At 50.8% G+C, this 15,729-nt stretch carries 17 protein-coding genes and 1 pseudogene; 17 read left to right on the top strand and 1 reads right to left on the bottom strand.

The genetic code is table 11. From position 1 onward, the window contains the following. From ACLTD4_RS12510 to ACLTD4_RS12490, 5 genes are all read left to right on the top strand, one after another. Positions 1-256, top strand: a 256-nt coding sequence (locus tag ACLTD4_RS12510; protein ID WP_412331336.1) for a hypothetical protein, incomplete at its 5' end; no start/stop codon positions are given. A 280-nt stretch (positions 257-536) separates the two neighbouring features. After that, entirely contained in the window at positions 537-1,595 is a 1,059-nt protein-coding gene (locus tag ACLTD4_RS12505; RefSeq protein WP_117620523.1) for a lactonase family protein, read from the top strand. A 9-nt stretch (positions 1,596-1,604) separates the two neighbouring features. Beyond that, positions 1,605-2,336: a nuclear transport factor 2 family protein gene (locus ACLTD4_RS12500; protein ID WP_055652997.1), complete on the top strand. Its 732-nt coding sequence runs from the start codon at positions 1,605-1,607 to the stop codon at positions 2,334-2,336. Between the two features lie 106 nt (positions 2,337-2,442). After that, a complete protein-coding gene (locus ACLTD4_RS12495) occupies positions 2,443-4,068 on the top strand; it encodes an ABC transporter substrate-binding protein (protein WP_055652996.1) in 1,626 nt (541 codons plus the stop codon). Positions 4,069-4,093: 25 nt separating this feature from the next. Beyond that, complete coding sequence (locus tag ACLTD4_RS12490) at positions 4,094-5,065, top strand: ABC transporter permease (RefSeq protein WP_025531447.1); 972 nt, start codon at positions 4,094-4,096, stop codon at positions 5,063-5,065. A 27-nt stretch (positions 5,066-5,092) separates the two neighbouring features. On the opposite strand, the gene ACLTD4_RS12485 is transcribed toward ACLTD4_RS12490, so the two are convergent. Then, positions 5,093-5,230, bottom strand: a complete 138-nt coding sequence (locus ACLTD4_RS12485) for a hypothetical protein (protein ID WP_412331339.1) — start codon at positions 5,228-5,230, stop codon at positions 5,093-5,095. Between ACLTD4_RS12485 and ACLTD4_RS12480 the strand changes: the two genes are divergently transcribed. From ACLTD4_RS12480 to ACLTD4_RS12425, 12 genes and pseudogenes are all read left to right on the top strand, one after another. Then, complete coding sequence (locus tag ACLTD4_RS12480) at positions 5,178-5,480, top strand: hypothetical protein (RefSeq protein WP_412331338.1); 303 nt, start codon at positions 5,178-5,180, stop codon at positions 5,478-5,480. The genes ACLTD4_RS12485 and ACLTD4_RS12480 overlap by 53 nt on opposite strands. Beyond that, the gene (locus ACLTD4_RS12475; RefSeq protein ID WP_412331337.1) at positions 5,449-5,967 is read left to right on the top strand and encodes an ABC transporter permease; all 519 of its coding nucleotides are present in this window, start codon (positions 5,449-5,451) and stop codon (positions 5,965-5,967) included. The genes ACLTD4_RS12480 and ACLTD4_RS12475 overlap by 32 nt, the downstream gene beginning before the upstream one ends. Positions 5,968-5,981: 14 nt before the next feature. After that, positions 5,982-6,972 (top strand): annotated as a pseudogene (locus ACLTD4_RS12470) (ABC transporter ATP-binding protein). Continuing rightward, positions 6,965-7,927, top strand: a complete 963-nt coding sequence (locus tag ACLTD4_RS12465) for an ABC transporter ATP-binding protein (RefSeq protein ID WP_055652993.1) — start codon at positions 6,965-6,967, stop codon at positions 7,925-7,927. The pseudogene ACLTD4_RS12470 and the gene ACLTD4_RS12465 overlap by 8 nt, the downstream one beginning before the upstream one ends. A gap of 41 nt (positions 7,928-7,968) precedes the next feature. After that, positions 7,969-8,421 (top strand): YhcH/YjgK/YiaL family protein, encoded by a 453-nt coding sequence (locus tag ACLTD4_RS12460; protein ID WP_055652992.1) that lies wholly within the window; start codon positions 7,969-7,971, stop codon positions 8,419-8,421. A gap of 57 nt (positions 8,422-8,478) precedes the next feature. Next, positions 8,479-9,525 (top strand): hypothetical protein, encoded by a 1,047-nt coding sequence (locus ACLTD4_RS12455; protein ID WP_025531444.1) that lies wholly within the window; start codon positions 8,479-8,481, stop codon positions 9,523-9,525. A gap of 253 nt (positions 9,526-9,778) precedes the next feature. Next, positions 9,779-10,714, top strand: coding sequence for an ADP-ribosylglycohydrolase family protein (locus ACLTD4_RS12450; RefSeq protein ID WP_117620785.1), 936 nt, complete (start codon positions 9,779-9,781; stop codon positions 10,712-10,714). Positions 10,715-10,783: 69 nt separating this feature from the next. Continuing rightward, positions 10,784-11,314: an alpha/beta fold hydrolase gene (locus ACLTD4_RS12445; RefSeq protein ID WP_243008204.1), complete on the top strand. Its 531-nt coding sequence runs from the start codon at positions 10,784-10,786 to the stop codon at positions 11,312-11,314. Between the two features lie 148 nt (positions 11,315-11,462). After that, on the top strand, positions 11,463-11,732 hold the full coding sequence (locus ACLTD4_RS12440; protein WP_243008203.1) for an alpha/beta fold hydrolase: 270 nt from the start codon (positions 11,463-11,465) through the stop codon (positions 11,730-11,732). 132 nt (positions 11,733-11,864) lie between these two features. After that, positions 11,865-13,247 carry an MATE family efflux transporter gene (locus tag ACLTD4_RS12435; RefSeq protein ID WP_002603744.1) on the top strand — a complete coding sequence of 461 codons (1,383 nt, stop codon included), beginning with the start codon at positions 11,865-11,867 and terminating at the stop codon, positions 13,245-13,247. A 63-nt stretch (positions 13,248-13,310) separates the two neighbouring features. Continuing rightward, positions 13,311-13,805 carry a hypothetical protein gene (locus ACLTD4_RS12430; RefSeq protein WP_117620525.1) on the top strand — a complete coding sequence of 165 codons (495 nt, stop codon included), beginning with the start codon at positions 13,311-13,313 and terminating at the stop codon, positions 13,803-13,805. A 211-nt stretch (positions 13,806-14,016) separates the two neighbouring features. Then, positions 14,017-15,726, top strand: coding sequence for a sensor domain-containing diguanylate cyclase (locus tag ACLTD4_RS12425; protein ID WP_117620526.1), 1,710 nt, complete (start codon positions 14,017-14,019; stop codon positions 15,724-15,726). The last annotated feature ends 3 nt before the right edge of the window (positions 15,727-15,729 follow it).

Here is a 15,729-nt window from a genome sequence, read left to right as displayed (position 1 = left end):
ATTCTGCATGCCCATGTTTGAGGAAAATAAATCGGTGGAGACAAAGCAGGAGGATGCAGATCCGACCGACAGAATCTACTTTATTCCCATCAGCGACTGTGAGGCAAAGGCGAGTGTGACGCTGGTGACCAGAAAGGATCACTATTACACAGCCGAGAATCAGGATTTTATCCATTTTGTGACACAGCGTTTTTTAAGGAATCAGAACGCCTTGAACAGTGATTTGGAGCAGCGGGGAATTCCTGTATGGAAGTGACCGGAATGCGGCGCTAAGAGCGTATACAGCAGACTGACGGCAAAATACCAGATGCAGGAGCCAGTGGAAAAGGCTCCTGGTATCTGGTATTTTTATATAGCAGAAAAGTGATTTTTGCAAGTATAATCCAAAAGTTATACTTGCTATTCCGGTTTTGGAATTTTACAGGAGCGCTCAGACATGGTATAAGTAAAAATAGATAATAAATGTATCGTAATAAAAGAGAAAATAGAAAAAGTGCATAAGCGGTGAGATACATCAATCAGAGAGGAGTAACAGAATGGCAGAAACATTTTTGCCCGACTATACAGGCTTTGTGGGTACCACTTCAACCGGAGGAAGCCGGGGGATTTACCGGATCGGACTCAATGCATTAACGGGAAAGATCCGTGTGATGGATACGAGGCCCATGTATCATGCGGGATATTTGACCGTATCGAAGGACAGAAGGAATCTTTATGTGCTGAGCGAGGGGATGACCTTTAAGGGAAGAGCCAGCGGCGGCATGACGGCCTATGACATAAGCGATGGGAAATTTGAAGAACAGAACTGGGCGGTGACGGACGGCCAGCGCCCCTGCTTTGTGTGCTGTGATGACAACAGCGCGGAAATCTATGTCAGCAATTTCTATCGGGGAACGATGGAGGCTTACAGGAGGCAGGAGGATGGAAGGATCGGTGAGCGGCTGGCCTGCGTAGCATCTCTCGATACGACTCCGGTGGGGCCTTTTCTCCACTGTGTGATGAAATCGCCCGCAGGCAGATATTTAGCGGCGGTGGAGCTGATCGGGGGGAGGATTTATATTTACGACTGTGAAGATCGGTACAGGATCATCTGGATTGAGGAGATGGAGGCACACTCCGGACCCAGGCATCTGACTTTCAGCGAAGACGGCCGGTTCCTCTATGTGAACCGGCAGGATGATGAGATGGTTTCCGTCTACTCCTTTACACCGGAATTTGAGAGGAAGCTGGCCCCTGTGCAGACTATTTCCGTACGGACTTCCGGTATGAAGGGAAGAACAGAGCCGGCGGCCATACGGCTGTGTCCGGGAGGAAGGCTTCTGGCGGTCAGCAACCGCGGCATGGGACGAGAAAACCGGGAGGATTCCATTTCGCTATATGGTGTGGAGGCGGAGACGGGCCGTCTCACACTCCGGTTAGTGGTAAAGACGGGCGGAGAGATGCCGAGAGACATAAATTTCACGCCTGATGGAAAATATCTGGTGGTGGCCTATCAGTTTCAGGGATATCTCGACCTCTACCGTGTTGAGGGGGAGACGCTGGTTTACACCGGGGCTGGCTGTAAGATTCCGTCCCCTGTGTGTATCGCATTTTAGGAGGTGAGGATGATGGACAATTCTGTGGAAAACCGTTTATACCGCCTGGAGACCAGAGCGGAAGTGGAAAATATAATAGGGACATACTGCCATCTGCTGTTTGCGGGAGAGGGCGGACAAATTATGGATGAGCTCTGGTCCAGGTCGGAGGAGGTAAGCATCGAGATCGGGGCTTCGGGCAGGTATTCCACCAGGGAAAAGGTGGCGACCTACTATCAGAAGGACCACATTGCCGGCAAATTTACGCTGCTGCTTCCCGTTACCCCTGTCATCGAGACGGCGGCAGACGGCAGATCCGCCAGGGGGATGTGGTTTGTGCTGGGGCTGGACTCCGACGCGGGTGATCTGGGCACAGGAGACCCGGAAGAAAGAGCGCTTCTCACCTCAAAGACAGCGGATGGAAAGGCATATCGGGCGGAATGCGCCGTCTGGCGTCTGGGGGCGGACTTTATCCGGGAAGGGGAACAGTGGAGGATTCTTCATCTTCATCAGTACGATCTGGTGCGTTTTCCATGCGGCAGCGACTGGGTTCGTTTTGCCGAGGAGCGCTATGCGACGGATGGAATACGGCTGGACGCCATGTTCCGGTCCAATCTCCCGTTTGCAGAAGACCGTGCTCCGGAAAATCTGGCCAATTCGCCGACTTCCTATCACTGGCAGTACCGCGTGGACGGAAGAACGGAGAAGGAACCGAAGGTGCCGAAGCCGTATGAGACATACTCAGAGGCGGACCGGTATTAAGAAGAGAAAGCGGAAGGCCTGGTACTGCATTACGTAACGCATTGTGAAGTGCAGGATCTGCGCCCTGCTGAATAAATTAAGCAAAAATAAAAGGAGGAGTTTAACAATGAAAAAACTGGGGGCATTGCTTCTTGCCGCGGCGCTGGTCATGAGCATGACAGCGTGCGGAGGCGGGAACAAAAATACGGGAGAAGGCACGGCGGCGCCTGCCGGAGAAAGCAGCACGAATGCCGGAACTAAAGCCGGTACAAAAGCAGGTGAAAGCGGAGGGGAGAAGACTCTGAACGTAGGCACTATCAATGTACTCGGCACATTTATGCCGGGAAGCGAAAATGAAGTATGTCACTGGGGCTGTTACCTCGTTTACGACTACCTGTTCTATTATGACGAGGACAACAATCCCTTCTCCGATATTTTAAAAGAGTGGCACTATGAAGAAGACGGCACCACCTTTGTCATGGAGTGCAGAGACGATGTCTACTTTGCAAACGGCGACCAGATGACCGGAGACGATGTTCTCTTCTCCATAAAGACTCTGGTGGACCGGGAGACGAACCAGGCCGCGTACTATGCAACGGTTGACTGGGATAAGTCCTATGTCAGCGAGGACGGATTTACCGTATATCTGGCGAATACACAGGAATTCGGCCCCGGCATTATCAACATGGGCGTCGTATACCTGCTCGATCAGTCATGGTGCGAGGAAACCGGATTCGACAACATTGATCCATGGCTTAACGCGCCCAACGGCTCCGGACCTTATGAGGTCGCTGAATACGTGACAGACTCCTATGTCACTCTGAAGCGCCGCGACAGCTACTGGGGCGAGTTCACAGGCGCAGACACCGTGAAGATCAATCACTATGCGGAGGATTCCGCCATGTATATGGCTCTGGAGACAGGGGAGATCGATCTTGCGCTTAACATCGCGGAGAGCGATTACAGCCGCGCGCTGACCGATGATAAAATTGCGGTTATGACGACCCATGAGGGAGAAAATATCCTTCTGGCTCTGGACAATAACAATCAGTACATGAAGGATGAAAATGTGCGGCTGGCGATTGCTTACGGCGTAAACTGGCAGGACGTTGCAGAATCGGCCCGCGGGGAGTTAGCGGAGGTGCCGGGATCCATCATCACATCAGTAAGCCCCTATTACAAGGACACCGGTGTCTATGAGTATGATCTGGAGAAGGCGAAACAGTATATGGAGGCAGCTGGTTACGTGACAGATGGCTCAACCGTGAACTTTACACTGAATATGACGACTGTGGATCAGGCGGTTAAGACCAATGCAGCCACGGTAATTCAGTTTTACCTGCAGCAGCTGGGCATCAATCTGCAGATGAACTTCACCGACTTCCCAACCGCGTTTTCCGCATGGCTGACAGAGGGTGGGACTGACTTGAATTTCCAGGATTCCGATACCGGCTCCGTATGCGGGGAACCCTATATTTCTCTTCGGTTCTTCCCGGCTGAACTGGCGACGTTCCCATTTGCGGCCATTTCAGATGAGACATTTGTGACACTTTATAAAGAAGCAAACTATACGACGGATGACGATGTGCGCAAGGAGAAATACGCAGAGCTTCAGCAGTACGTTCACGACCGCGCCATGATTATTCCGCTTTATGAGTCTGTGGACGCTGTGGCCTACAATCCTGAGAAGATCGAAAGCGTCAGCCTGCACAGCGCGGTAAGCGCAAACCTGCGTTACGTGATTCTAAAATAACAGGAAATGAAACGAGGTTGACGAAATGGCTAAATATATCTTGAAACGAATTTTGTGGATCGTACCGGTCTGCCTCGGCGTACTGCTGATCGTTTTCAGCATCAGTTACTTTGCGCCGGGGGATCCGGTCATGTCCATGCTGGGAGCCAGCGGGTACACGCCGGAGGCTTATGCCAGCCTAAAGCATGAACTGGGACTGGATCAGCCGTTCTTTGCACAGTATTTCCGGTACATTGTGAATATTGTGACGAAATTTGACTTCGGCAATTCCTATACCTATGGGCACGCGGTCAGCGGAGAAATCATTTCCCGCATCGGCATCACCGTAAAGCTGGGGGTGCTGAGTGTCATTGTCACCACGCTGATCGGCGTTCCCTTCGGCGTGATCTCCGCCACAAAACAGTATTCGGCTATGGATTACAGCGTCACGGTAGGCTCTCTGTTTTTCGCGGCCATGCCTAATTTCTGGCTGGCACTCATCTGCATTATCGTGTTTGCGCTGAAGTTAAAATGGCTGCCAGCCACCGGGATGGGAAACTGGAGATACATGGTGCTTCCAGTCCTGGCCAACTCCATGGGAACCGTTGCCAATGTGGCCCGTATGTCCCGTTCGTCCATGCTGGAGGTGATCCGCTCCGATTATATCAGGACGGCCAGAGCCAAGGGCTGCAGGGAAAATACGGTGATCTGGCGCCACGCGCTGCACAACGCCGTGATTCCGATTCTGACAGTGGTAGGCATGCAGCTGGGAACCGTTATGGCGGGGTCCGTGGTGATCGAAACGATTTTTAACATGCCCGGTCTCGGTTCCTATCTCCTGACCGGAATCTCGGGCCGGGACTATCCGGTGATCAACGCCTGTGTCCTGATTCTTGCATTCTTTATCTGTATCATGAACCTGATCGTGGATTTGTGCTATGCGTTTGCCGATCCAAGAATCCGTTCACAGTACGTATCCGGCAGGAAGAAAAAAGCAACTGCAAAGGAGGGGTCATAATATGTCCGGAAGAAAGAAACAAGAAACTTACATACAGTCTCTGGAAGGGATGACCCGTAAACACAGCCAGTGGCGCGATGTGATGCACCGCCTGTTTAAAAACAGGCTTGCCATCGTAGGTCTGATTCTGGTGGCAGCCGTTCTCTTTGCCACAATCTTTGCCAACTTTTTAACCCCCTATGATTACAGCGCCCAGTCCTTCGGTGACCGGTTTGTCTATCCGTGCCTGGCTCATCCATTTGGCACGGATCAGTACGGCGCGATCTCCCCTGGCGCGGATTCTTTCCGGCGGCCGGGTGTCCCTGATCGTGGCACTGATCGCGGTTGTCATTTCTCTGGTGATAGGGGCCGTGCTCGGCGCGGTGGCCGGATATTTCGGGGGAATGTACGATACCGTTATCATGCGTGTGATTGACATTATCATGTCCATTCCCGGCCTGCTTTTGGCAGTGGCGATCTCAGCGGCCCTGGGAACCGGTTTATTGAATACCGGAATCGCGGTCGGGCTTGCCAGTATACCGGGAGGTGCGCGAATCCTCCGTTCTACGGTTATGACCATACGGGATGAGCAGTACATCGAGGCGGCACGGGCGGGAGGTGCCGGCCATGCCTATATCATAGTGCACCATGTGCTGCCAAATACGATTGCACCGCTTATTGTGGACGCTTCCTTAAAGGTCGGAATGGCGATTCTTACGATTTCCAGCTTAAGCTTTGTCGGACTGGGGGTTCAGGAGCCGACGCCCGAGTGGGGCGCCATCTTAAGCAGCGGCCGCGCATATATCCGTGACTTCTGGCCTCTGGTAATCTTCCCGGGCCTGGCGATTATGACGACTCTGTTGGGATTCAACTTATTGGGCGACGGTCTGCGTGACGCGCTGGATCCCAAGCTGAAGCAGTAGGGGGAGGAGATCACATGAGCTTACTGGAAATTAATGATTTGAACATACACTACGTAACGGAACAGGCGACTTTCCGTGCGGTAAATGGAATCGATCTGTCCCTGGAGGAGGGCGAGACGCTGGGACTGGTGGGGGAGACCGGAGCCGGAAAGACGACGACGGCTTTGGTTTTAAACCTGATCCCCAACCCTCGGAAAGATTGTAGGCGGAGAGATTCTCTACAAGGGAGAAAATGTGGTGACCATGGATCAGGCGGCTCTGCGGAAACTGCGGGGAAATGAGATCTCCATGATCTTTCAGGATCCCATGACAGCTCTCAACCCGGTCATGAGGGTTGGAGACCAGATCGTCGAGACCATCAGCCTCCATATGGAGTGCTCCCGGGCTGAGGCGGTAGAGCGAAGTCTCGATATGTTAAAAATGGTGGGAATCGGGCCGGAACGAAGCACCGATTATCCCCATCAGCTTTCAGGCGGAATGAAGCAGCGGGTGGTCATCGCCATGGCGCTGGCCTGCAGTCCCGCGCTTCTGATTGCGGATGAGCCGACGACCGCACTGGATGTGACGATTCAGGCGCAGGTTCTGGAGATGATCAACGATTTGAAGAACCGCTTAAAAACCTCCGTGCTGCTGATTACCCATGACCTGGGGATCGTCGCGGAGTGCTGCCAGAAGGTGGCGGTCATGTATGCTGGAGAGATTGTGGAATACGGCTCTCTCCGCGACATTTTCAAGGAAACCTCTCATCCGTATACGATGGGACTGTTCCGTTCCATTCCGTCTCTGACACGGAAGGAAAAAAGGCTGAATCCCATCGACGGCCTGATGCCCGATCCGGCCAACCTGCCTGGGGGCTGCTGCTTTCATCCCCGCTGTCCCTATGCGGACGAGACATGCAGAAGCTGCCATCCGGACCTTTCGGACGCGGGAAACGGCCATAAGGTCCGGTGCTTTCACCTGGAGGAGGCGAAAATGGGACACAGGGAGGTGAAGGCCAATGGCTGATTTACTGGAAGTAAAGGATTTGAAACGGTATTTTAAAACGCCGGGAGGAGATTTGCACGCGGTAGACGGCGTGAATTTCACGCTGAAAGCCGGAAAAACGCTGGGCGTGGTGGGAGAGTCGGGATGCGGAAAATCCACACTGGGCCGCGTGGTGCTGGGGCTGATCGAAGCGACAGACGGGACCGTCTTATTTGAGGGAAAAGATATCACCCATTTGAAGCCGAAGAAACGGCGGGAGATGTGCAAGGAGATGCAGATGATCTTCCAGGATCCGCTGGCTTCCTTAAATCCCCGTATGTGTGTGGAAGAGCTGATTATGGATCCCATGAAAATCGTCCGCGCCTGCCGTGATAAGGAGACGATGCGGAAACGAGTCTATGAACTGATGGATCAGGTGGGCCTGGCGAGACGGTTTGCCTACTCCTATCCTCATGAGCTTGACGGCGGCAGAAGGCAGCGGATCGGTATAGCGAGGGCTCTGGTGCTGGGACCGAAGTTCCTGGTCTGTGATGAGCCGGTATCCGCCCTGGATGTATCGATTCAGGCGCAGATTATCAATCTGCTTCAGGATATCCAGGAAGAGAGCCGCTTATCCTATTTATTCATTACTCACGATATGTCGGTGGTGAAGCATATTTCTGATGATATTCTGGTGATGTACGTCGGCTGTATGGTGGAAAAGAGCAGTTCCGACGACTTGTTTGACCACCCGCTGCATCCCTATACGAAAGGGCTGCTGTCAGCAATTCCGGTACCGGATATTGATGTGGAGAAGAAACGGGTTCTTCTGCAGGGAGAACTGTCTTCCCCCATTAATCCGAAGCCCGGATGCAGATTTGCACCGAGGTGTCCCTATGCGGCGGAAGTATGCCGGACCCGGCAGCCGGCATTTGAAGAAGTCCTGCCGGACCATTTTGTGGCATGCCACAAAGCGCGGGAAATTAACCAGCTATGAAAGGCCATTTTAAAAGACGGAAAAGAGAGAGGAGCAAATCGATGGTATTTGAGAAAATCAGCAGTCTGGATCGTTATGATTTGAGAAATGAAAAGTTTACGGAGGCCCTTGCCTTCTTAAAACAGGAGGGATTGGAGGAACTGCCGGTCGGAAATTTTGAATTATGCTCCGGTGTGATCGTTCAGGTGCAAAGCTACGAGACAGAACCGGCGGCCGGAATTGATTTCGAAACCCATGATCATCACTTCGATATTCATTACGTAATCCATGGTCTGGAAGGAATCGGAGTGACAGCGCGTGACGGCCTTACGGAAAAGGGAACCTACGACCCGGAAAAGGACATGGGATACTGGGAGGAACCCAGGGAGGGGAGCATGGTGATTCTGCATCCCGGTGAATACGTCATTCTGGCGCCGGAAGACGCGCATAAGCCGCATTGTGCGGTGGGGGAGCCGTGCAGGATGAGAAAAATAGTTATAAAGGTGGAAGTGTAATAAGAAAAAGTACAAAGCACTTAAATTTAGGAAATGAGGAAAAGAGGAAGAGAAACCATGAAGATTTTACACTGTGATGCCAGACGAGATGAGATTCAGAAAACAGTATATTCCTGCGGTGAGTTTGCATATGAATATATTTCTGATTTTGCAAAGGATTTACCGGGCAATGTGGCAAGCGCCAGCATTGCCGGGGGCTGTACCGACCCGGAAGGGAATGTCTACCTGGGGATGCGCGGAAATCCCAGCCAGATTGTGAAGCTGGCGCCCGACGGAACGTACATAAAGGGGTTTGGAGGAGAACTGCTGGGGGACTATCTGCATTTTATTAAGTATACACCCCAGGACACGATCCTCTGTACCGATACCCATAATCATATTGTGCGTGAATTTGACACAGACGGAACGCTAATCCGCGATTTCGGAGAAGCAGGAAAGCCCAGCGACACGGGAATGGATATGGGAACGCTGGCCAGGATGCGCAGGGACGGTAAGATCTTCCCGACGGAGCCATACCTTGGCATTGTGGGGATGTGGGCCTTCTATGAGGCGCAGCGTCGTGTCAAGCGGGTTGCAGGGCCGTTTAATATGCCGACTGATGTGGATATGACTTCCAGCGGAGAATATATATTTGCAGATGGATATGGGAACCGGGCCGTACATATCTTTAATGCGGACGGTACTTACCGAAAGACCTTCGGCGGCGTGGGAGACTGGGAAAAGCCCTATGAGGACACTCCGGGAGATATGCTGATCGTTCATGCGCTGTGCGTGGATGCGCGGGACCATATCTGGATCTGTGACAGAGAGAAGGACGCCGTGCATGTGTTCGATACGGAAGGCAACGTAGTCGGCTACTGCAGCAACAACATGGGAATGCCCTCCGGCGTGGATACGGACGGCGAATACATTTACGTCGTGGGGCGCGCGGGCTACCTGACGGTCTTCGACTTGGATTTGAACATGGTGGCGCAGCTGGGAACCTTCAATTCCGATCTGCGCGCCCACGATCTGGCGGCCAATAAGCAGGGCGATCTATTCCTGTTCCCAACGCACGCAAATGAGGATCACCAGGTAATTAAACTGCGCCGGATACGGAATTAGCGATAGGGAAAACGGAAAATACAGATTAAAATTAATTATAAGAAGAAACGCCTCATGATAATAAATGCGGGCGTTTCTTTTGTTTACTTTTTTGACGTTCCCTTTGCCCGTTTTTCCCAAAATCATGACGAGACAAAACAGTACTGCGCTATACTTTTATAGCATTATTGAAAAGGCCATGGTATAATTGTCTATATATTTTTGGAAGCAAGCGGCATGGTATCGGCAATGAATTATTTTAATGGAGGAAATTTTGAAGAAATTATACGATGGAATGATTGGTCTGGCAATCGGAGATGCGCTCGGTGTACCTGTTGAGTTTAAAACGCGGCAGGAAATAGCGGAGAATCCCGTTCGGGAAATGAGGGAATATGGAACCCACCATCAGGCCAGGGGCGTATGGTCGGATGATACAAGCCTGACGCTTGCTCTGGTGGACAGCATTGTAAAATCCAGCGGTATAGATTACAACGATATCATGGAAAGATTTTCGGCATGGCTGCTGTATGGAGATTATACGGCGGCGGGCGAGGTGTTTGATGTAGGGAATGCTACAGGCAGGGCAATCATGAATTATGGACACGGGACTGCACCGCTGCAGTGCGGTATGGTATCTGAATACGAAAATGGCAACGGTTCCTTAATGCGTATTCTGCCGATGGCATTTTATCTGTATTTACATGATCAATGGCCTGTGAAGGATCAAATCAGGCTGATCCATGAAGTGTCTTCCTTAACGCATCGCCATATGAGAAGCCTCGTGGGCTGTGGGATCTATGTACTCACTGCAAAAGAATTAATCCGGGAGAAGGGGACTTTAAAGGATTCCGTAGAACGGGGAGTCAATGCAGCGTTTTCCTGTTATGATGCAGCGGGGAATCCGGAGACGGCGGCCTATGAAAGGCTGAGAAACTTAAACGGGTTTAGCGCGTTGCCGGATCATGAGATAAAGAGCAGCGGATATGTAGTCCATACACTGGAAGCCGCCATATGGTGCCTGCTGAATACAGATTCCTATAAAGACTGTGTCTTAAAGGCTGTAAACCTCGGGGATGATACCGATACAGTTGGAGCAGTCGCCGGAGGTTTGGCAGGGATTTATTACGGGATCGAAAACATTCCATCCGAATGGCTGAACGCGGTTGCTAAGAGACAGTATATTGAAAGCTTATGTGAAAAATTTAAATAGTGGATGGTATGAGCAGGATTCATCGAATCGGGTAAAAGGCGATGAAACTACATAACAAAGGAGCTGACCATGAATCAATTTGAAGAAGAGTACATCCTGGTAAACGGCATCGAGCACTTTTTGTTACACTACCCCAAAACCTCCGACACCCCGGTGCTCCTGTATCTCCATGGCGGCCCCGGAAGCTTTGAATCGCTTTTCGCATACGAGCTGGATAAAGCCTGGGGAGATTTATTTACTCACGTACACTGGGACCAGCGCGGTGCGGGCAAAACACTCCGCAGAAACAAGAAGACCGGAATGCCGGAAAATGTGGATCAGATGCTGGAAGATTTACATGGCATCGTCAAGCATTTGCAGCAGAAATATCGAGAGGAGAAGATTGTCATCCTGGGCCATTCCTGGGGCAGCCTGCTAGGCAGCCTGTATGTGCTGCAGCAGCCGGAAAATGTTTTGGCCTATATCGGTATAGGGCAGGTAATCAGCATCATGGAGAATGAACGGACTGCATATCAGGAAGTATCAGAGCTGGCCAGGAAAGCGGGAAACAAAAGACATATACAGGCGCTGGAGCGTATGGGGGATTATCCCCCCCGATAATCCGGAATTACTGCTGAAGCAGCTTCCTAAATTACGAAAAATACAGGAGGCATACGACAATGGCCCAGTTTCCGGTTCCGGTATAGGCGAGCTATTTAAAACCTTACGGCGCAGCCCTTCCTTCCAATGGGGCGATCTCGTCAGTTTTATGCGGATTATGAAAGTCAATCATCCATTCCATCTGCAGATGCTGTCATTTAATCTTGGCGAAATCCTGCCGCACTATGAGGTGCCGGTTCACTACATACTTGGGGAGAACGACAACATTACGCCAACGGCGCTCAGCAAGGCATACTTTGATACGATTGACGCACCTCTTAAAACGATAGCCATGATTCCGGCAGCAGGGCATAATCCCATGTACGAGCGGCCGGAGGAATGCACTGCGGCGCTTCGGGCTGTGCGTGAGACCCTGTAACGATATTATTTGGGACATACGGAAAAAAGCTTGTAGTTTCCTTTGATATTCGATATAATAGATATATTCGCCTGAAAACAGAGTCTTGAGATCAGGCGTTTATTTCGAAAGAGAAGGAAGTTGGAAGAACGTATGGGTGGAAAGTTAAAAGCTTTATTTGCGCAGACAGATATGACGGTGGGGAAACCATGGAAGCAGATCGTTATCTTTACGATTCCCATGTTGATCGGCAATATCGCACAGCAGCTTTATAACACGGTAGACAGTATCGTAGTCGGAAAGTATGTAGGAGATAACGCCCTTGCGGCGGTTGGAAGTGCCAGCCCGATTTTAAATCTGCTGCTGGTACTTTTTATTGGTATATCGATGGGAACCAGCATCATGGTGTCCCAGTTTTTTGGAGCAAAGGACAGAGAAAGCTTATCGAAGACCATCGGGAGCACCATCACTCTTACCGCGGTGTCCTCGCTGATCATTATGGTCCTCGGTTCAGTGACGATCCGGCCGCTTTTAAAGATGCTGAACACGCCGGCCAGCATTATTGACTGGTGTACCTCTTATCTGCTGATTCTGATTGTAGGCATCATGGGCGTGGCATATTACAACATGTTCTGCGGTATTTTAAGAGGGCTGGGAGATTCGCTGTCGGCCCTGGTATACCTGCTGGTAGCGACGGTCATCAATATTGTCCTGGATCTCTGGTTTGTGGCGGGCCTGCAGATGGGCGTAGCGGGGGTGGCTCTGGCCACGGTTATTGCACAGATGGTATCCGCAGTCCTCTGTTTCTTCAAGCTGAAACGGATGACGGATGTCTTTGATCTGAAATTTAAATATTTAAAGCCGGATATGGAAAATATCATGACGATCCTGCGTCTGGGGCTTCCGTCCGGTATCACCCAGGCCATCTTCTCCATGGCTATGGTCGTGGTTCAGTCGCTGACCAACAGCTTCGGCGAGATGGTGATTGCGGCCAACGTTATCATCATGCGTGTGGATGGATTCGCCATGATGCCGAACTTCTCCTTTGGTACGGCGATGACCACATATTCCGGCCAGAATGTAGGTGCGAGAGAGTTCGACCGGGTACATAAAGGAGCAAAACAGGGAACCATCATCGCGGCGGGAACGTCAGCGGCGATCACGGGCCTGATTCTGATTTTCGGAAAATATCTGATGGGTATCTTCACCAATACCTCCGAGCTGGTGACGCTGAGTGCCAATATGATGAAGATCCTTGCGGTCGGCTATATCGCCATGGCGGTGACACAGAGTCTCTCCGGTGTCATGAGAGGCGCCGGTGATACCATGACCCCCATGTGGATTTCCATCGTAACGACGGTATTTATCCGTGTTCCGCTGGCATACGGCATCGCTCATTTTACGAAGACTCCGGAGCTTCCGGGCGGCAGATATGAGTGTATCTGGGTATCCCTTCTGATTTCCTGGGTACTGGGTGCGGTATTGACCGTGGTATTCTACCGGATTGGTAAATGGAAGAATAAGGGACTGGAGTAATAGTGGGATTATAAGAAGCGGGAATAATACGTGAATTAACGGTTGAGTTTGAGGTGGAGCGATATGGATGAATTAAGATGGTATTTATACGATCTTGTCCGCGAGATCATGGAAAAACATGGGATTGAGGAGGCTGCCTGTTCGCTGGAGACTGTCCGGGAAGGGGCTGTGTGCCTGATCCCCTCCGACCACGGATTCCTGGTAAGCGGGGGCGGAGATGAAGACTCGGAACAGGAAGATTTTTACCGCGGTTGCCGGGAACTTTTCCTGCGGATTTTCAGGGATGATGCGACGGCGGAAACGGCCATGCAGGAATTTTTGACAAGAACGCTGGATCTTCCGGTTATTATGAAGGGGCCGAGTGTATCGGGCCTGGAAGCCCGGATCCGGAAGTGTCAGGAAGAGATGGAAGCGCTGGAGAAAAAGGCGCAGGAGCCCGACGGTCAGAAATGGAAGGCGAAGCTGAACCTCGACCGCATCTATCTGGAGGGCCTTTTAAAAAATTTAAAAGACACCGATAAAAAACGGTACGAAAAAATAAAAACAGAAATAATTTAATTGGGAAGTGTATAAAAATCTCTCTTTGGTTTAAAATAGGAGTATACCAAAGATGAGTGAATACTTATCCTCCCCTTTTTAGTGCGGAAGCCAGAAAACGTAAGGTTTACAGGGCTTCCGCATTTTTTATGGAAATCCGGCTGTACAGTTATCCTTCGAGAGGATATAATGAAACAAGATGCGGACATCGGACGGGAAAGGCGGCAGACATATGGAAGGATCGATATTGAAGCACTACAAGAACATACTGGACCTGGTACCTTGTGGTATTTGCCAGGTGGCACTGGATGATGATCTGACAATTTTGTATGCGAACCAGTTTTATTATGATATCTATGGCTATACTTCGCAGGAGGCAGAAGAAAAGGGATTTACAAATGCCAGATTTATTCTGCCGGAAGCGGATTTTCAGATGATCCATCAAAACCTTTTGGATCAGGTTGTGCGCGGCAAGACAAAATTTCAGATGGAATACCGGGGAGTACATAGTTCGGGAAAAATTTTGTGGCTGTTGGTCCAGTGCACCTACGACCCGAATATACCCGGGAGCGTACTCTGTTCCCTGATGGATATTGCCGACCGGAAACGGATGGAAGACGAGATCCGCATGAGCATGGAGGAGAGCAAAACTGCCTTTGCACTCACGGATAAATACATGTATATATTCGATGTGGAGAACAGACGGCTTTTTCAGCCGGAGGCAACCGCGGAAGAATTCGGTTTACCTGTGGTTGCAGACAATGCACCGTACAGCATTGTGGAGTCGGGGACCATCGACGAGGAGAGCAGACAGGAATATATTGATTTTTACGAATCTATCATACAGGGAGAGTCAAAGGGACAGACAGTCGTCAAAAAGAGGAAAAAAGATGGCACCACCGGCTGGTATTCCGCGAAATTTGCGATGATTTACGACAGTGAGGGGAGACCCCGCCGCGCCATTATTTCCAGTGAGAACATTACGGAACAGCGGGAGAAAGAACTGACTTATCAGAAATGGAGCCAGCATTTTAAGGCGCAGGAAGGCAAGACCATTGGCTATTATGAGTATAATCTGACAAAAGACGCTGTGGAGTCAGGGGACGATCCACCTGATTATCTCAGGCCATTTGACAAATACACAGAGACGGTGCGTTACATCGCAGAGCGGTTCGTATATGAAGGAGACCGGGCGAGATTCTATAATTTCTTTAACAGAGACAAACTGCTGCTGCGCTATTATAACGGACAGTCCTCCGGTAACATGGATTACTTGAGAAAAAGGGACGACGGAAGCCTTTACTGGGTCCGTGCAACCATACAGCTGATCGCGGACCCATATAATAACGACGTTCGGCTTTTTATGATGACGCTGGATATCGACGAGGAGAAAACGGAAACGCTCAGGCTGCAGCGCCGGGTGGAACACGATGGAATGACAGGAGTCTTAAACCGCGACACCTTTATGACCAGGGTGACAGAGACACTGGAGGAGAGCGGCCCGGCGGCCCGTCACGCGCTGATTATGCTGGACATCGACCAGTTTAAAGTACAGAACGACAGCTATGGACATCAGTTCGGTGATCAGGTCATCAAGGAGACCGCCGGGATACTGAAACATTTTCTCAGAAGAAATGACATCTGCGGCCGGATCGGCGGAGATGAATTCATGGTCTTCTTAAATGATATCACCTCTGAGCAGGATGTGATTCCCAGAATCGCTCAGCTTTGTGACCTGCTTAAGCGGAAGTACCCGGAAAAAGGAGAAGTCTCCTGCAGTCTGGGCGTCGTCTTTTATCCGAGGGACGGAGAAAACTTCAAAGAGCTGTACCGCAACGCGGATATCGCGTTGTATGAGGTGAAAAGGGCGGGGCGGTGTGATTTCAGGGTGTATGAAGGGGAGGCATCAAGAAGCAGCCTTCATTCAGAAACAGGTGTCTAATTT

Source organism: Hungatella sp. (assembly GCF_046966825.1).
Note: the sequence above shows the minus strand (reverse complement) of the source record. Positions and strands in the feature narration are given on the sequence as shown.